Source organism: Bradyrhizobium sp. SZCCT0231 (assembly GCF_018130245.1).
GTDB classification, from domain to species: Bacteria; Pseudomonadota; Alphaproteobacteria; order Rhizobiales; family Xanthobacteraceae; genus Bradyrhizobium; species Bradyrhizobium japonicum_F.
On the sequence record NZ_JAFCKP010000001.1, the window covers coordinates 792,471 to 807,577 of the forward strand.

The 15,107-nt window shown below is 68.2% G+C and carries 15 protein-coding genes and 2 riboswitches; of the genes, 14 read left to right on the forward strand and 1 reads right to left on the reverse strand.

The genetic code is table 11. The annotated features are described in order from the left end of the window. Nucleotides 1-17 precede the first annotated feature (17 nt). A riboswitch (cobalamin riboswitch) is annotated at nucleotides 18-237 on the forward strand. Between the two features lie 94 nt (nucleotides 238-331). The 7 genes from JQ566_RS03525 to cobJ are packed head-to-tail and all read left to right on the forward strand — an operon-like array spanning nucleotide 332 to nucleotide 8,239. Further along, entirely contained in the window at nucleotides 332-706 is a 375-nt protein-coding gene (locus tag JQ566_RS03525) for a DUF1636 family protein (protein ID WP_212370036.1), read from the forward strand. After that, complete coding sequence (gene cobW, locus JQ566_RS03530) at nucleotides 703-1,737, forward strand: cobalamin biosynthesis protein CobW (protein ID WP_212370039.1); 1,035 nt, start codon at nucleotides 703-705, stop codon at nucleotides 1,735-1,737. The genes JQ566_RS03525 and cobW overlap by 4 nt, the downstream gene beginning before the upstream one ends. Beyond that, on the forward strand, nucleotides 1,737-4,985 hold the full coding sequence (gene cobN, locus JQ566_RS03535; RefSeq protein WP_212370042.1) for a cobaltochelatase subunit CobN: 3,249 nt from the start codon (nucleotides 1,737-1,739) through the stop codon (nucleotides 4,983-4,985). Before cobW ends, cobN begins: the two co-directional genes overlap by 1 nt. After that, a complete protein-coding gene (cobG, locus tag JQ566_RS03540) occupies nucleotides 4,982-6,145 on the forward strand; it encodes a precorrin-3B synthase (protein ID WP_212370044.1) in 1,164 nt (387 codons plus the stop codon). Before cobN ends, cobG begins: the two co-directional genes overlap by 4 nt. Continuing rightward, the gene (locus JQ566_RS03545) at nucleotides 6,145-6,774 is read left to right on the forward strand and encodes a precorrin-8X methylmutase (RefSeq protein WP_212370061.1); all 630 of its coding nucleotides are present in this window, start codon (nucleotides 6,145-6,147) and stop codon (nucleotides 6,772-6,774) included. Before cobG ends, JQ566_RS03545 begins: the two co-directional genes overlap by 1 nt. A gap of 2 nt (nucleotides 6,775-6,776) precedes the next feature. Continuing rightward, nucleotides 6,777-7,508, forward strand: a complete 732-nt coding sequence (locus JQ566_RS03550; protein ID WP_212370064.1) for a precorrin-2 C(20)-methyltransferase — start codon at nucleotides 6,777-6,779, stop codon at nucleotides 7,506-7,508. Further along, a complete protein-coding gene (cobJ, locus tag JQ566_RS03555; RefSeq protein WP_212370067.1) occupies nucleotides 7,505-8,239 on the forward strand; it encodes a precorrin-3B C(17)-methyltransferase in 735 nt (244 codons plus the stop codon). The genes JQ566_RS03550 and cobJ overlap by 4 nt, the downstream gene beginning before the upstream one ends. Here the strand turns inward: cobJ and JQ566_RS03560 are convergent. After that, on the reverse strand, nucleotides 8,215-8,961 hold the full coding sequence (locus JQ566_RS03560; RefSeq protein WP_212370070.1) for a cobalt-precorrin-6A reductase: 747 nt from the start codon (nucleotides 8,959-8,961) through the stop codon (nucleotides 8,215-8,217). The two genes, cobJ and JQ566_RS03560, sit on opposite strands and share 25 nt — an antisense overlap. 10 nt (nucleotides 8,962-8,971) lie before the next feature. On the opposite strand from JQ566_RS03560, the gene cbiE reads away from it, so the two are divergent. The 7 genes from cbiE to cobF all read left to right on the forward strand — a co-directional run bounded on the left by cbiE (nucleotide 8,972) and on the right by cobF (nucleotide 15,104). Continuing rightward, complete coding sequence (gene cbiE, locus JQ566_RS03565) at nucleotides 8,972-10,153, forward strand: precorrin-6y C5,15-methyltransferase (decarboxylating) subunit CbiE (RefSeq protein WP_212371470.1); 1,182 nt, start codon at nucleotides 8,972-8,974, stop codon at nucleotides 10,151-10,153. After that, nucleotides 10,150-10,518, forward strand: coding sequence for a cobalamin biosynthesis protein (locus tag JQ566_RS03570; RefSeq protein ID WP_212370073.1), 369 nt, complete (start codon nucleotides 10,150-10,152; stop codon nucleotides 10,516-10,518). The genes cbiE and JQ566_RS03570 overlap by 4 nt, the downstream gene beginning before the upstream one ends. Beyond that, on the forward strand, nucleotides 10,515-11,297 hold the full coding sequence (gene cobM / locus JQ566_RS03575) for a precorrin-4 C(11)-methyltransferase (protein ID WP_212370076.1): 783 nt from the start codon (nucleotides 10,515-10,517) through the stop codon (nucleotides 11,295-11,297). Before JQ566_RS03570 ends, cobM begins: the two co-directional genes overlap by 4 nt. Then, nucleotides 11,297-12,607: a cobyrinic acid a,c-diamide synthase CobB gene (locus JQ566_RS03580; protein ID WP_212370078.1), complete on the forward strand. Its 1,311-nt coding sequence runs from the start codon at nucleotides 11,297-11,299 to the stop codon at nucleotides 12,605-12,607. The genes cobM and JQ566_RS03580 overlap by 1 nt, the downstream gene beginning before the upstream one ends. Beyond that, nucleotides 12,604-13,335 carry a uroporphyrinogen-III C-methyltransferase gene (gene cobA, locus JQ566_RS03585; RefSeq protein ID WP_212370080.1) on the forward strand — a complete coding sequence of 244 codons (732 nt, stop codon included), beginning with the start codon at nucleotides 12,604-12,606 and terminating at the stop codon, nucleotides 13,333-13,335. The genes JQ566_RS03580 and cobA overlap by 4 nt, the downstream gene beginning before the upstream one ends. A gap of 45 nt (nucleotides 13,336-13,380) precedes the next feature. Then, nucleotides 13,381-13,600: riboswitch (cobalamin riboswitch) on the forward strand. Between the two features lie 37 nt (nucleotides 13,601-13,637). Then, the gene (locus JQ566_RS03590) at nucleotides 13,638-14,315 is read left to right on the forward strand and encodes an energy-coupling factor ABC transporter permease (protein WP_212370082.1); all 678 of its coding nucleotides are present in this window, start codon (nucleotides 13,638-13,640) and stop codon (nucleotides 14,313-14,315) included. Between the two features lie 39 nt (nucleotides 14,316-14,354). Next, a complete protein-coding gene (gene cobF / locus JQ566_RS03595; protein WP_212370084.1) occupies nucleotides 14,355-15,104 on the forward strand; it encodes a precorrin-6A synthase (deacetylating) in 750 nt (249 codons plus the stop codon). The last annotated feature ends 3 nt before the right edge of the window (nucleotides 15,105-15,107 follow it).

Genomic DNA, 15,107 nt, shown 5'->3' on the forward strand with positions numbered 1-15,107 from the left:
AAGTGGCGGCCACCGGCAAATGGTGGCCCGGCGTTGGTTCCTGTCCTATGACAGGCGAAGAGGGAATGCGATAGGGTCCGAATCGGCAAGATTTGGGTCCAAAATGCAGCCGCCCCCGCGACCGTGACCGGAGAGATGCCCGAAGCCACTGATTCCTTTCGGAATCGGGAAGGCGGGGATCGAAGGGCAAGACCCTGCTCCGCAAGCCGGGAGACCTGCCAGCGCGGACGAGTTTTGGACCGGCGGACGGGGTGTTCCGCGACGGGGAAACGGGCCTTCTGAAGAATGGTCCGTGTGCCTCATCGCCTCCCGCTGTTATCTGGAAGAGGCGATGACCGTCACACTTCATGTCTGCATCACCTGCCGCGCCGGCCAGACGCTCGGCGAGGGCGAGACGACGCCCGGCAAGCGCCTGCACGGCGCGATTCTCGACGCCGGCGTGCCCGACGGCGTCAATGTGGTTCCCGTCGAATGCCTCTCGGCCTGCAGCCAGGGCTGCTCGGTCGCGCTCAGCGCGCCCGGCCGCTGGTCCTATGTCTATGGCCGCCTGTCGGATGCGAACGCGCGTGACGTGGTCGCGGGCGCTGCGGCCTATGCCGCCGCGGCGGACGGAATCGTGCCCTGGCGCAGCCGGCCGGAAATCTTCCGCAAGCAGTCGCTTGCCCGCATTCCCCCCATCGCCGTCGTGCCGGAGGCCGCCGAATGAACTCGCTCGCAAAAGTCCCTGTGACGGTGGTCACCGGTTTTCTCGGCTCCGGCAAGACGACGCTGATCCAGCACCTGCTCAGCAATGCGGGCGGCAAGAAGCTCGCGGTGCTCGTCAACGAATTCGGCAGCGAGGGCGTGGATGGCGAGATCCTGAAATCCTGCGCCGATGCGAACTGCCCGGAAGAGAACATCGTCGAGCTCGCCAATGGCTGCATCTGCTGCACCGTCGCCGACGATTTCATTCCGACCATGCAGCAATTGCTGGCGCGACCGGTGCGGCCCGATCACATCCTGATCGAGACCTCGGGCCTGGCACTGCCCAAGCCGCTGCTGAAAGCGTTCGACTGGCCGGAGATCCGCTCGCGCATCACGGTCGACGGGGTGATCGCGCTGGCCGATGCCGAGGCTGTCGCCGCCGGCCGCTTCGCGCCGGATCCGGCGGCTGTCGAAGCGCAGCGCGCGGCGGACGAAAATCTCGACCACGAGACGCCGCTGTCGGAAGTGTTCGAGGACCAGATCGCCTGCGCCGACATCGTGCTGCTGACCAAGGCGGATCTTGCCGGCAGCGAAGGTATTGAAGCGGCCAAGGCTGTAATTGCCGCCGAGATGCCGCGCCGCGTGCCGATGCTGCCCGTCACTGACGGCGCGATCGATGCGCGCGTCATCCTCGGGCTTGGCGCGGCCGCCGAGAACGATCTCGCCGCGCGTCCCTCGCATCATGACGGCGAGGAGGAGCACGAGCACGACGATTTCGCCTCCGTCGTGATCGATCTTCCTGAGGTGGCGGATATCGATGCGCTGGTCGCTTCCGTGCAGCGTCTGGCGCGCGAGCAGAACGTGCTGCGCGCCAAGGGCTATATCGCGGTCGCGGGCAAGCCGATGCGTCTGTTGCTGCAGGCGGTCGGCGAGCGCGTACGCCACCAGTTCGACAGGCCCTGGGGCGCAGGTCTCAGGCAGTCAAAACTCGTCGTGATCGGCGAGCATGGCGATATCGACGAAGCCGCCATCAGGTCGGGACTAGCCATCTGATGCACGTCGTCTTCCGCGAGAGCCGCGGTCTCGAGGAGACCGCGACGCCAAGGGACATCGGCCAGGACCCGGCCGATCTCGTGGTGCTCTCGTATTCGGATTCCGATCTTGCCACGTTCGCGGCCGGCTGGCGCCGTGGCCAGGGCAGCCTGCCGTCGCTGCGGCTCGCCAATCTCGCGGAACTCCGTCACCCGCTCTCGGTCGACACCTATATCGAGCGCACGCTGTCGCAGGCGCGCGGCATCCTGGTGCGCCTGATCGGCGGTGAATCCTACTGGCCGTACGGGCTCGCAGCCCTGCAACAGCTCGCGAAGGATCGCGGCATTGTGCTGGCCGTGCTGCCGGCCGACGGCCGCGACGACACGCGGCTGGATACGTATTCGACCCTGCCGGTCTCGACGCTGCGCCGGCTCAAGGTGCTCTGCGACACCGGCGGCCCGGTCGCCGCGCAAGCGGCGATTGCGCAGCTCGCGCTCGCCTCAGGGCTTTATGCAGGGCCGGTCGTCGGCGAGACGACCGTTCCCGAGATGGGCTTTTACGATCCTGCGCGTGGTGTCATTGCTGCGCCTGCCGGTGCCGAGGAGAAGCCGCGCGCGCTGGTGACGTTCTACCGCTCCTATCTCACCGCTGCGGACACGGGGCCGGCCGATGCCTTGATCACCGCGCTGCACGAGAAGGGCTTTGATGCGTATGGTGTCTTCGTCACCTCGCTGAAGAGTGCAGGCGTCGCCGATTGGCTGCGCGCGCAGTTCGCGCAGAATCCTCTCGCGGCGATCGTCAATGCAACGGCGTTCTCGGCCCTGGGCGATGACGGCACGACGCCGTTCGATGCCGCATCCTGTCCGGTCTTCCAGGTCGCGCTCTCGACGGCGCGGCGCGAGGATTGGGCTGCCTCGCTGCGCGGCCTCTCGCCCGGCGATCTCGCGATGCATGTCGTGCTGCCCGAGGTCGACGGCCGCCTGTTCGCAGGCGTGGTGAGCTTCAAATCCGCTGGGATGCGCGATCCCGATCTGCAATTCTCGCATCTGGCGCACAGGCCCGATGCGGAGCGCGTGAATGCCGTCGCCGCGCGTGTCGCGGCCTGGCGGCGTCTTGCGGAGAAGCCCGCCGCCGAGAAGCGGCTGGCGATCGTGCTCTCGAACTATCCGGGCCGTCCGCACCAGATCGCGCACGCGGTTGGTCTCGATGCGCTGGCGTCCGTCGAAGCCTTGGCGTCGGATCTGGCGGACGCCGGATTCGATGTTGCGCCGGTCCATGCGCTCGGTGAAGTGCTGCTGAAGCAGAGTTTGACCTGGAGTGCTGCCGAGTACCGTGCGGCGCTTGCGCGGTTGCCGCAAGTCTTGCAGGACGATCTCGCGCAAGCCTGGGGCGCGGTGGAGGATGATCCGAGCTGTCGCGATGGCGCGTTCCACTTCGCTGCGATCCAATGCGGCCGGTCCATCATCGCGGTCCAGCCCGAGCGCGGCGATGCGGCCTCGCGCGATGCCGACTATCACGATCTCGCCCGCACGCCGCGCCATGCCTATGTCGCATTCTACCTCTGGCTCCGCGGGCAGGCCGTTGATGCCGTCGTGCACATGGGCGCACATGGCACGCTGGAATGGCTGCCCGGCAAATCCGTGGCGCTGTCGCAAGCGTGCTGGCCCGAAGCTTTGATCGGCGATCTCCCCGTCATCTATCCCTTCATCGTCAACGATCCCGGCGAGGCCGCGCAGGCCAAGCGGCGCATCGGTGCGGTCACGGTCGGCCATCTGCCGCCGCCGCTGGAAACGTCTGCGGTGCCGGAAGGCCTTCGCCGGCTCGAACGCCTGCTCGATGAATATTCGACCGCCGATGGTCTCGATCCCGCTCGCCGCCAGCGGTTGATCGCGGCGATCCGTGACGAGGCGCGGGCGGCGGGTCTCGAAGAGGATCTCGGCCTCGATGCATCGGCGGCGCCGGCCGAAGCGATCCCGCGGATTGACCGCTTCGTCTGCGACCTCAAGGAGGGCCAGTTCGGCGACGGCCTGCATGTGTTCGGCCGCGGCGCCTGCGGCGATGCGGAGCGGGATGCGCTGCGTGCGGCGCTTGCGGGACAGCGCGTTGCGCCGGGACCATCGGGCTCGCCGTATCGCGGGCGGCAGGACGTGCTCCCCACCGGGCGTAATCTCTTCGCCGTCGACCCGCGCGCGGTGCCGACGCCGTCGGCACATGCACAAGGCATCAAGCTCGCCGAAGAGCTGCTCCGCCGCCATTTGCAGGATCACGGCGACTGGCCGAAGGGCCTCGTCGTCGATCTCTGGGGCTCGGCGACGATGCGCACCGCGGGCGAGGAGTTTGCGATGGCGCTGCATCTGGCCGGCCTCGCGCCGCGCTGGGATCACGCCTCCGGCCGCGTCACCGGTTACGACATCATCGCGCCGGCCGAGCTCGGCCGCCCCCGCATCGACGTCACCCTGCGCGTATCGGGCCTGTTCCGCGATGTCTTCGCGGGGCTGGCGCAATTGTTCGAGGCCGCCTCCGGGGCGCTCGCGGCGCGCGAGGACGAGGGCGATGAGAATCCGTACCGCCACCGCGGGCCCCGGGTGTTCGCGCCGCGGCCCGGACAATACGGCGTCGGCCTCTCGGCGATCCCGGATGCCTTCACGCCGGAGACGCGCGAGGCGGCCGGCGAGGCCTGGCTGTCGGCATCGTCCTGGGCGTTCTCGGTGGATGGTACAATGCAGCCGGATCGTGCCGGAATCGAACAGCGTCTCGCGTCGGCAGACGCTTTTGTCCATATTCAGGACTTACCCGAAACCGATCTTCTGCTCGCCGCCGACTATGCCGCACATGAAGCAGGCGTCGCCGCGGCTGCAACTCACCTCGGTGCAGGCGCGCCGTCACTCTATCATCTCGATGCGACACGGCCCAGCGAGCCGCATGCGCGCACGCTGACGGAGGAGATTTCACGTGTCGTCCGGGCGCGCGCGGCCAATCCGGCCTGGATCGCCGGCATGATGCGGCATGGCTTTCGCGGCGCCGCCGAGATCACCGCGACGCTGGAGCACATGGCTGCCTTCGCGCATCTTGCGGGCGCCGTGCCGCCGCATCTGTTCGACCTCTATTACGATGCAACGCTCGGCAACGACGACGTTCGCGCCTTCATGGCGCGCGAAAATCCGGCGGCGCTCGCCGCGATGGAAACCTGCTTTGCGCGCCTGCATGATGCGGCGCTGTGGCAAACGCGGCGCAATTCGATCGCCGCTGCGCTGAAGGAGGCGTCATGAGCGCTTCCGCAGTCAAGGGCTGGTGTCCCGGCGCGCTGCGGCCGATGCAATCGGGCGATGGGCTCGTGGTGCGCGTGCGTCCGTTTGGCGGGCGCCTTGAAGCACCGCAAATCTCCGGGATTGCGGAGCTGGCCGAGCGCTTCGGCAACGGTCTGATCGACGTCACGAGCCGCGCCAATCTCCAGATCAGGGGCGTCAAGGAGGATGGCCATCGGCCGTTGCTCGACGGCCTCGCGCGACTGGCACTGCTCGACCCCGACGCCGATATCGAAGCCAGGCGCAACATCCTGGTGACGCCGTTCTGGAGCAACGGCGACGAAACGCAGTCGCTCGCCGCGGAGCTCGAGGAGGCGCTCGCCGATTCCGGCCTCGCGCTTCCCACCAAATTCGGCTTCGCCATCGATGATGGACGGTCGCGCGTTCTGGCCGGCGATTCCGCCGACATCCGCATCGAGCGCGACGGCTCGGGCCGTCTCCTGGTGCGGGCCGACGGCGCAAGGCTCGGCCGCTCCGTCGCGCGCGGACAGGCCGTGAGCGCGGCGCTGGCGCTCGCAAGCTGGTTCATCGTCTCAGGTGGCGCGAGGGGCGGGCGAGGGCGCATGGCAGCCCACATCGCGTCCGGCGCGGCGTTGCCTCAATCGCTGCGCGGCGAGACCGAGCCGGCGCCCGTGATGGCCGCGGCGCGGCCCGGACACTATCCGCAAGGCGCGATGGTCGGCGTCGCGTTCGGGCAGATGCTGCACGCGACGCTCCATCAGTTCTCCGGTTGCGGACATGCGCTGCGCATGACGCCCTGGCGGATGGTGCTCAGCGAGGGCAAGCGCGAGATGCCGAGTGGTGCGGGCCTCATCACCAAGCCACATGATCCGGCGCTGCGCGTCATCGCCTGCAGCGGCGCGCCGCGCTGCCGGGAGGCCCATGCCGATACGCGCGCGCTCGCAGCAGCGCTCGCGCCGCGCATTGCCGCCGATGCACGGCTCCACGTCTCCGGCTGCGGCAAGGGCTGCGCCCATTCCGGCACGGCTGCGGTCACGCTGATTGCGACGCGAGCCGGGTTCGATCTCGTCCGCGACGGCTCGACCCGCGACGCGCCGGTCCTGCGCGGACTGAGCAGTGCCGACATCGTCAGCGATCCCTCCATCCTGGTCGGAGGGAACTGATGCCGCACACCTACGAGACCGACGGCGCCGCGATCTACCGGCAATCGTTTGCGACCATTCGGGCCGAGGCCGACCTTGCGCGCTTCACGCCCGATGAGGAGCCGGTGGTGGTGCGAATGATCCATGCCGCCGGCATGGTCGGCCTGGAGGCGCATATCCGCTTCACGTCAGGCATGGCGACCCTCGCGCGCGCGGCCTTGCAGAAGGGCGCGCCGATCCTGTGCGACGCGCGCATGGTCTCGGAAGGTATTACGCGCGCGAGATTGCCCGCGGCCAACGCCGTGATCTGCACACTCGGAGACGAGTCCGTTCCTGCGCTCGCGCAATCCATGCGCAACACGCGCTCAGCTGCCGCGCTGGAGCTGTGGCGGCCGCATCTGGGCGGCGCGATCGTCGCGATCGGCAATGCGCCGACCGCGCTGTTTCATCTGCTCAACATGCTGGAGGATCGCGACTGTCCGCGGCCGGCGGCGATCATCGGTTGTCCCGTCGGCTTCGTCGGCGCGGCCGAATCCAAGGCCGCGCTGATGGCCGATCCGCCGGCGCCGGCACTGACGGTCGAGGGCCGCCTCGGCGGCTCCGCGATCACGGTTGCTGCCGTGAATGCGCTGGCGAGCCGGAGCGAATAGTCATGGGACGCATCATCTGCTGCGGTCTCGGCCCCGGCAACCCTGATATGATGAGCGTGCGTGCCGATCGCATGGTGCGTGGCGCTAGCCACGTCGCCTATTTCCGCAAGAAGGGCAGGCCGGGTCAGGCGCGCCGCATCGTCGAGGGCATGCTCGCTGCCGGCGTCACCGAATATCCCATGGAATATCCGGTCACCACGGAGATCGCTTTCGACAGCCCCGATTACGTGCAACTGCTCGCCGGCTTCTACGACGAATGGGCCGAGCGCCTGGCGCGCCTTTCACGCGCTGTCGATGTCGTCGTGCTGTGCGAAGGCGATCCCTATTTCTACGGCTCGTTCATGCATCTGCACACGCGCCTGCAAGGCCGCGTCGAGATCGAGGTGATCGCGGGCATTCCCGGCATGGTCGGCTGCTGGAACGGCGTCGGGCAGCCGATCGCGCTCGGCGACGACGTGACGACGGTGCTGATGGGGACGCTTGGCGAGGACGAACTCGAACGCCGCATGCGCGATTCCGATGCGCTCGTCGTCATGAAGACCGGCCGCAATCTTGCGAAAGTACGCCGCGCGCTCGCAGCCGCCGGCCGGCTCGACGATGCCTGGCTGGTCGAGCGCGGTACCATGCCGGGCGAGCGTGTCGCGCGGCTCGCTGAGGTCGATGCCGCCGACTGTCCCTATTTCGCGATCGTGCTCGTGCACGGCAAGGGCCGGCATCTGGATGCGGCCGAATGACGGGCACGCTGACCATTGCGGGCCTCGGCCCCGGCAACGAGGCGCTGGTGACGCCCGAGGTTTCCGCCGCGCTCGCGGCGGCGACCGATATTCTCGGCTATGCACCTTATGTCTCGCGTGTGTCGCCGCGACCAGGTCTCAAGCTACATCCTTCCGATAATCGCGAAGAGCTGCAACGCGCGAGCGAGGCGTTGCGTCTGGCCGCCGAAGGAGGGCAGGTCGTCGTCGTCTCCTCCGGCGATCCCGGCGTGTTCGCGATGGCGTCTGCCGTGTTCGAGGCGCTCGAGCAGGCGCCGCAATGGCAGGAGCTGCCGATCCGCGTGCTGCCGGGCATCACGGCGATGCTGGCGGCGGCCGCCCGCGCCGGCGCGCCACTCGGCCACGATTTCTGCGCGATCAATCTCTCCGACAATCTCAAGCCGTGGGCGGTGATCGAGAAACGTCTCCGCCTCGCGGCAGAAGCCGATTTTGCCATCGCGATGTACAATCCGCGCTCGGCAAGCCGGCCGGAAGGATTCGGCCGCGCGCTTGCGCTGCTGCGCGAGGCCGGCTGCGGGGAGCGTCTCGTGATCTTCGCGCGCGCGATCAGCGCGCCAGATGAGAAGATCGTGACCGTCACGCTGAACGAGGCGCGGCCCGAGATGGCCGACATGCGCACGCTGGTGATCGTCGGCAATTCGCAGACGCGACGCGTCGGTCGCTGGGTCTATGCACCGAGGCAGGTCCGATGACCGAGCCACTGCACCACCTCCGTGACGCTCTCGACCCGCAACCGTTCGGGCAGTTGCGGTCGCGAGATCATGATCACGGGCAGGCCGAGCATGCGCGCCGCGTCGACCTTGGCGCGCGCGCCGTCGCCGCCGGAATTGCGGGCGACGATCCACGCGATGCCGCGTGCGCGCATCATCTCCAGCTCACCGTCGAGTGTGAAGGGGCCGCGCGACACGATCACATCGGCCGCGAAGGGCAGGGTCGCTTCGGGCGGATCGACGAAGCGCAGCGTATAGGTGTGCTGCGGCTTCATCGCGAATGGCGCGATGTGCTGACGGCCGATGGCGAGGAACACGTTTGCCGGCGCCTTGGGCAGCGCGGCGACGGCGGCGTTGACATCCCCGACCTCGATCCAGTTGTCGCCAGGCGCTTTCGTCCAGGGCGCTCGCTCCAACGCAATCAACGGTGTGCCGGTCTCCGCACACGCCTCGACCGCATTGCGGGTCATCTCGGCCGCGAACGGATGCGTCGCGTCGATCACGTGTGTGATGGCTTCACGACGAATGTAGTCGGCAAGACCGCTCACGCCACCAAAGCCGCCGATGCGGGTCGGCAGCGGCTGATCGGCCGGCGCGCGGGTGCGGCCGCCATAGGAGTAGACGGCATCTATGCGCGCACGCGCGATCTCCGCCGCGAGCGAGCCCGCATCGGCCGTTCCACCCAGAATGAGGGCGCGCGTCATGAGTGATTCCTTGGCTGATCCCTGGCTGACGATCATCGGTATTGGCGAAGATGGCCTTGCCGGCCTGTCCGAGGCAAGCCGAAAGGCGCTTGCCCAGGCAGAAACCGTGTTCGGCGGCGAGCGTCATCTTGCGCTCGCGGATGTCGGCAGCCGCGGCCGTCCGTGGCCGGTGCCGTTCGATGCGAATGTCGTGCTGAGCTGCCGTGGCCGACCGACGGTGGTGCTCGCCTCCGGCGATCCGTTCTGGCATGGCGCCGGCGCTGCTCTCGCCGAAAAGCTCGGGAGCGATGAGTGGATCGCGCATCCCGCGCCGTCGACCTTCTCGCTTGCGGCCGCGCGCTTGGGCTGGCGACTGGAGACCACGACGTGCATCGGCCTCCATGCGGCGCCGTTCGAGCGTCTGGTGCCGCATCTGGTGCGAGATGCGCACATCATCTGCCTGATGCGCAACGCAGCGGCGGTCGGCGATCTCGCGAAATGGCTGACCGAGCGCGGATGGGGCGCGTCACTGATGTGGACGCTCGAGGCGCTTGGCGGGCCACGGGAATACACTGACCAGCATCGCGTCGATCTCTTTGCCGAGGAGGTCGCTGCTGATCTGGTGGCGGTGGCAGTGTGGGCGAGGGGAACACAGGGCATTCCTCGGAGCTCGGGCCTGCCGGACGACCTTTTCGTCCACGACGGCCAGATCACCAAGCGGCCTGTGCGTGCGCTCGCACTTTCGGCGCTGGCGCCGCGTCCCGGCGAACGGCTGTGGGATATCGGGGCTGGCTCAGGTTCGGTTTCGGTGGAGTGGGCGCTGTGTGGTGGGACGGCGACCGCCATCGAGGCGCGCGAGGATCGCGCCGCGAACATCCAACAAAATGCTGTTGCGTTCGGACTGGCGCATCGAATTACTGTTGTCACGGGGAAATCGCCTGGAGCGCTTGCTACGCTGGACGCGCCGGATGCTGTCTTCATCGGCGGCGGCCTCGATGTCGCGATGTTCGATGCGATCTGGTCGCGGCTCTCGCCCGGAGCGCGGCTGGTTGCGCATTCCGTGACGCTGGAGACGGAAGCGCTGCTCAGCGAATTGCACCAGCGTCATGGCGGTGAGCTGATGCGGGTGGAGATTTCTCATGCCGCCCCGCTCGGCCGCTATCGGTCATGGGAGGCAGCGCGCCCCGTGGTGCAGTGGAGTGTGGTGCGATGAAGGTCGCCGGACTCGGCTTCAAGCGCGATGTGACACTGGCTTCGCTGCGCGAAGCGCTGCTGGCTGCCGGCGGTGCGGAAGGGCTTGCGGCGGTGGCAACCGTCAGCGACAAGGCCGACACCGACGCGCTGAAGCAACTCGCACGCGAGTGCGGCGTGCCGATCAGGGCCGTTCCGGCCGCGGTACTGGCCGGGATCGACACGCCGACGCAGTCAAGCCTCGTCGCAGAGAAGTTCGGCACCGGATCGGTCGCCGAAGCTGCGGCGCTCGCGGCAGCGGGCCCTCGTGCGCGATTGATTGCAACGCGCGTGGTCTCGCAGGATCGCACCGCGACTGCGGCGATCGCGGAAGGAGACGGCGCATGACCGTGCACTTCATCGGTGCCGGGCCGGGCGCGCCCGATTTGCTGACGCTGCGGGGCCGCGACCTGATTGCGGCCTGCCCCGTCTGTCTCTATGCCGGCTCGCTGGTGCCGGAAGGCGTGCTGGCGCATTGCCCGCCCGGTGCGCGGATCGTTAACACCGCGCCAATGTCGCTCGACGAGATCATCGCGGAGATCGCCGCAGCGCATGCAGACGGCAAGGACGTCGCGCGGCTGCATTCCGGCGATCTCTCGATCTGGTCGGCGATAGGCGAGCAGCTCCGTCGCCTGCGCGCGCTCGGCATTCCCTATTCGCTCACGCCGGGCGTTCCGTCCTTCTCGGCTGCTGCCGCTGCGCTGGAGGCCGAGCTGACGCTGCCCGGTCTTACCCAGACCGTGGTGTTGACGCGCACGCCTGGCCGCGCCAGTGCGATGCCCGAGGGCGAGAAGCTCGCCGCATTCGCCGCGACCGGCGCGGTGCTCGCGATCCACCTGTCGATCCACCTGCTCGACAAGGTCGTCGCGGAGCTGGCGCCTCACTACGGTGCGAACTGCCCGGTCGCGATCGTCTGGCGCGCGAGCTGGCCGGAGCAGCGGATCGTGCGCGCGACGCTCGGCACGCTCGATGCGGCCGTGGGCGGCGAGATGGAGCGCACGGCACTGATCCTGGTGGGCAAGACGCTTGGCGCTGCCGATTTTGACGAGAGCCGCCTCTATGCCGCCGACTACGACCGCCGCTACCGGCCGGTCGGAGCCGAGCCGCGCTTTCCGGAGGCGTCGTGATGCCGGCAGGGCTCGTCATCTCCGCACCCGCGTCCGGCGTCGGCAAGACCACGCTGACGCTGGCGCTCGCCCGCGCCTGGCGCAATCGCGGATTGAACGTCCAGTGCTTCAAGAGCGGCCCCGATTACATTGATCCCGCCTTCCACGCCGCCGCCACGGGGCGCGCCTCCGTCAACGTCGACAGCTGGGCGATGGACCGTGGCACCATCGCGCATCTCGTCGGCCGCGGTGCCGATGCCGACATCGTGCTCGCCGAGGGCTCGATGGGACTGTTCGACGGCGTCGCCGCATGCGGCGTCTCCGGCACCGGTGCCACCGCTGATATCGCGGAGATGCTGGGCTGGCCGGTGGTTCTGGTGATCGATCCCTCCGGCCAGGCGCAGACTGCGGCAGCGATCGCCGCAGGCCTTCGCGATTACCGCGCCGGCGTGCGCCTTGCCGGCGTCGTGCTCAATCGCGTCGCCAGCCCGCGCCACGAGGATCTCGTGCGACGCGCGCTGAACGAGGCCGGCATCGCCGTGTTCGGCGCGCTGCCGCGCCATGCCGAGATCAGCCTGCCGAAGCGGCATCTTGGCCTGGTGCAGGCCGAGGAGCAGGCGGAGATCGGCAAGCTGATCGACGAGGCTGCCCGCTTCATAGCGGAGCACGTCGATCTCGATGCGGTGCTGCAATCGGCAGCCAAATGGTCGCCGCAACCTGCGGCGAACGGTCTGAATGTGACGCCGCCGGGCCAGCGCATCGCGCTGGCCCGCGATGCGGCATTCTCCTTCGTCTATCCGCATATGCTGGAGGCCTGGCGCACGGCGGGCGCCGAGATCGTGCCGTTCTCGCCGCTGGCCGATGAAGCGCCCGATGCGAGCGCCGACGTGTGCTGGCTGCCCGGCGGCTATCCCGAGCTTCATGCCGGCAGGATCGCAGCCAATGCATGCTTTCGCAGCGGCCTTCGCGGCTTCGCGGAGACGCGGCCCGTGCATGGCGAATGCGGGGGCTATATGGTGCTGGGCACCGCTTTGACCGACGCCGACGGCGTCCGCCATGAGATGGCGGGGCTGCTCGGCCTGGAGACCAGCTTTGCCAAGCGCCGCATGCATCTCGGCTATCGACTTGCCGAACTGGCCGCGCCGATGCCGGGGCATGAGGTCGGTGCGCGCCTGCGCGGCCACGAGTTCCACTATTCGACCATCCTTGCCCAACCCGATACGCCGCTGGCGGTCGTGCACGACGCAACCGGCACGGTCATTGCCGAGACCGGCTCGCGCCGTGGCCATGCCACCGGCACGTTCTTCCATCTGATCGCGGAGGACCGGTGAGCGGCTTTGTCTCTTTCGTCTCCGCCGGCCCCGGCGATCCCGAGCTCCTCACGGTGAAGGGCGCCGCGCGGCTGCGCGAGGCCGACGTCGTGCTCTATGACGACCTCGCCTCCGGCGCGATCCTCGATCTTGCCCGCCCCGGCGCCAATCTCGTCGCGGTGGGGAAGCGGGCCGGGCGGCCTTCGACGAAGCAGCACCACGTCAACCGTCTCTTGGTCGACTATGCCGCAACCGGCGCGCGCGTGGTGCGGCTGAAATCGGGCGATGCCGGCATTTTCGGCCGGCTCGAGGAGGAGATCGAGACGCTGCGAGAAGCCGGCATCGGCTACGAGATCGTTCCCGGTGTCACATCCGCCTGCGTCGCCGCCGCCCAGGCCGGCATTCCCCTGACCCGTCGGCATACCTCCCGCCGGGTGCAGTTCATCACCGGTGCCGACGTCACCGGCGAGCTGCCGCCAAACCTGAATTGGGCGGCGCTGGCCGATCCCGAGGCCACGACCGTGGTCTATATGGGCCGACGCACCTTTCCGGCGCTTGCCGCAAAATTGATCGCGCACGGCCTCGCCCCCAACACCCCGGCGCTGTTCGCCGAATCCCTCGGGCGGTCTGACGAACGGCTGGTCCGCACCACCATTGCAGAGCTCGCCGAGCAGCTTGCGCGCGGCGGCGCCGCTTCCACCGCCGCCGTGATCCTGTTCGGCGCGCTGGCGGGGGATTATCCGTCATGACGGCCGCGGCCACGCTTCGCCCCTTGACGCCGGCTCCGCGAAAGGGGCACACAGGAGAGGCATGGTGCTCGACGCGGCGCAAAGCGCCGGAGCATAATCGGGAATGGGGGTGGGCGGACCCAATTGCGGCGCCCAAAACCCCAGCCGCCCCCGCGACTGTAAGCGGTGAGGGGCTCCGATCAGCCACTGGGCCGCAAGGTCCGGGAAGGCCGGAGAACCCCAATGAACCGCGAGCCAGGAGACCGGCCGTGCACGTTTTGAGGCCAAGGCCGTCGGGTGTGACGGCAGGAAGGAATTGAGCCATGCATATCGAACCCGGCGTAGTGACGGGCGCCAAGCTCGTGTTGAGTTACGCAACCGGCATCGCCGCAGGCGGCATTGCCTTGAAGCTTGCGGTCGAGACCGTGCGCGAGCAGGGCGTCGGCTCGTTCGCGGCGCGCACGCTCGCCACCACGGGCCTCGTCTTCACCTTCTTCCAGGTCCTGCCGCATTTCCCGGTCGGCGTCTCCGAGGTGCACTGCATCCTCGGCTCGACCTTGTTCCTGCTGTTTGGTGCTGCGCCCGCGGCCTTCGGCCTCGCGCTCGGCCTCTTGCTCCAGGGCGTGTTGTTCGTGCCGACCGACCTGCCGCAATATGGCATGAACGTCACCACGCTCCTGGTGCCGCTGTTCGCGATCCAGGCAATCGCCGCACGGATCATTTCGCGCAACACCGCCTATGTTGATTTGAAGTATCGGCAGGCGCTGGCGCTTTCGACGACCTACCAGGCCGGCGTGATCGCCTGGGTGGCGTTCTGGGCGCTTTATGGCTCCGGTTTCGCCATGACCAACCTCGCCAGCATCGCGACGTTCGCGGCGTCCTATGCGCTGGTGATCGTGATCGAGCCGCTCGCCGATCTCGCCGTGCTGGCGCTGGCGAAGTCGCTGCGTGGCGTCACCGCGCCCGGCCTCGTCACGCCTCGCCTGCACAACGCGGCTTAAGAGACAAGGGGCGGCCGTCATGGCCGCCCCACACGCCCGATGCTCACGCTCTTCCTGATAGGCATCGGTTGCGGCGATCCCGAGCAGCTCACGCGCGCCGCAATTCAAGCCATCAACGCGGCCGATCTCGTCCTGATCCCGCGCAAGGGCACTGCGAAGTCCGATCTCGCTGATCTCAGACGGACGATCTGCGCGGACGTGCTCACCAGCGACAAGACAGCCATCGCCGAATTCGATCTGCCCATGCGAGATGCCGGTGAAGCCGATTACCGCAAGGGCGTCGACGATTGGCATGATGCGGTGGCCGCGGCCTGGTCGCAGACCATCGCGAGGCATCTCGCAGGTGAGGGCAAGGTTGCGCTGTTGATCTGGGGCGATCCGTCGCTCTACGACTCCTCGCTGCGCATTGCGCGGCGGCTCGATCCCTTGCCTGATATCGAAGTTGTGCCAGGCATCACCTCGATCCAGGCGCTTTGCGCCGCGCATGCGCTGCCGCTCAACGACATCGGCGAGCCGTTCCTGGTCACGACGGGGCGGCGCTTGCGCGAAGGCGGCTGGCCGCAGGGCGTCGATACCGTCGTCGTGATGCTCGATGGCGACACGGCGTTCCAGTCGCTGGATCCGGAAGGCCTGCAGATCTGGTGGGGTGCCTATCTCGGCATGCCCGATCAGATCATCATGTCCGGCGCGCTGGCCGAGGTCGGCCCGCGCATCGTCGCGTTGCGGCAAGAGGCGCGCGAGCGGCACGGCTGGATCATGGACAGCTATATTCTCAAACGCAGGCGTTGAGCA

Excerpts from the sequence above, each read along its gene's own strand:
- JQ566_RS03525 (WP_212370036.1), top strand. The coding sequence starts at position 332 with ATGACCGTCACACTTCATGTCTGCATCACCTGCCGCGCCGGCCAGACG.
- cobW (WP_212370039.1), top strand. The coding sequence starts at position 703 with ATGAACTCGCTCGCAAAAGTCCCTGTGACGGTGGTCACCGGTTTTCTC.
- cobN (WP_212370042.1), top strand. The coding sequence starts at position 1,737 with ATGCACGTCGTCTTCCGCGAGAGCCGCGGTCTCGAGGAGACCGCGACG.
- cobG (WP_212370044.1), top strand. The coding sequence starts at position 4,982 with ATGAGCGCTTCCGCAGTCAAGGGCTGGTGTCCCGGCGCGCTGCGGCCG.
- JQ566_RS03545 (WP_212370061.1), top strand. The coding sequence starts at position 6,145 with ATGCCGCACACCTACGAGACCGACGGCGCCGCGATCTACCGGCAATCG.
- JQ566_RS03550 (WP_212370064.1), top strand. The coding sequence starts at position 6,777 with ATGGGACGCATCATCTGCTGCGGTCTCGGCCCCGGCAACCCTGATATG.
- cobJ (WP_212370067.1), top strand. The coding sequence starts at position 7,505 with ATGACGGGCACGCTGACCATTGCGGGCCTCGGCCCCGGCAACGAGGCG.
- JQ566_RS03560 (WP_212370070.1), bottom strand. The coding sequence starts at position 8,961 with ATGACGCGCGCCCTCATTCTGGGTGGAACGGCCGATGCGGGCTCGCTC.
- JQ566_RS03570 (WP_212370073.1), top strand. The coding sequence starts at position 10,150 with ATGAAGGTCGCCGGACTCGGCTTCAAGCGCGATGTGACACTGGCTTCG.
- cobM (WP_212370076.1), top strand. The coding sequence starts at position 10,515 with ATGACCGTGCACTTCATCGGTGCCGGGCCGGGCGCGCCCGATTTGCTG.
- JQ566_RS03580 (WP_212370078.1), top strand. The coding sequence starts at position 11,297 with ATGCCGGCAGGGCTCGTCATCTCCGCACCCGCGTCCGGCGTCGGCAAG.
- JQ566_RS03590 (WP_212370082.1), top strand. The coding sequence starts at position 13,638 with ATGCATATCGAACCCGGCGTAGTGACGGGCGCCAAGCTCGTGTTGAGT.
- cobF (WP_212370084.1), top strand. The coding sequence starts at position 14,355 with ATGCTCACGCTCTTCCTGATAGGCATCGGTTGCGGCGATCCCGAGCAG.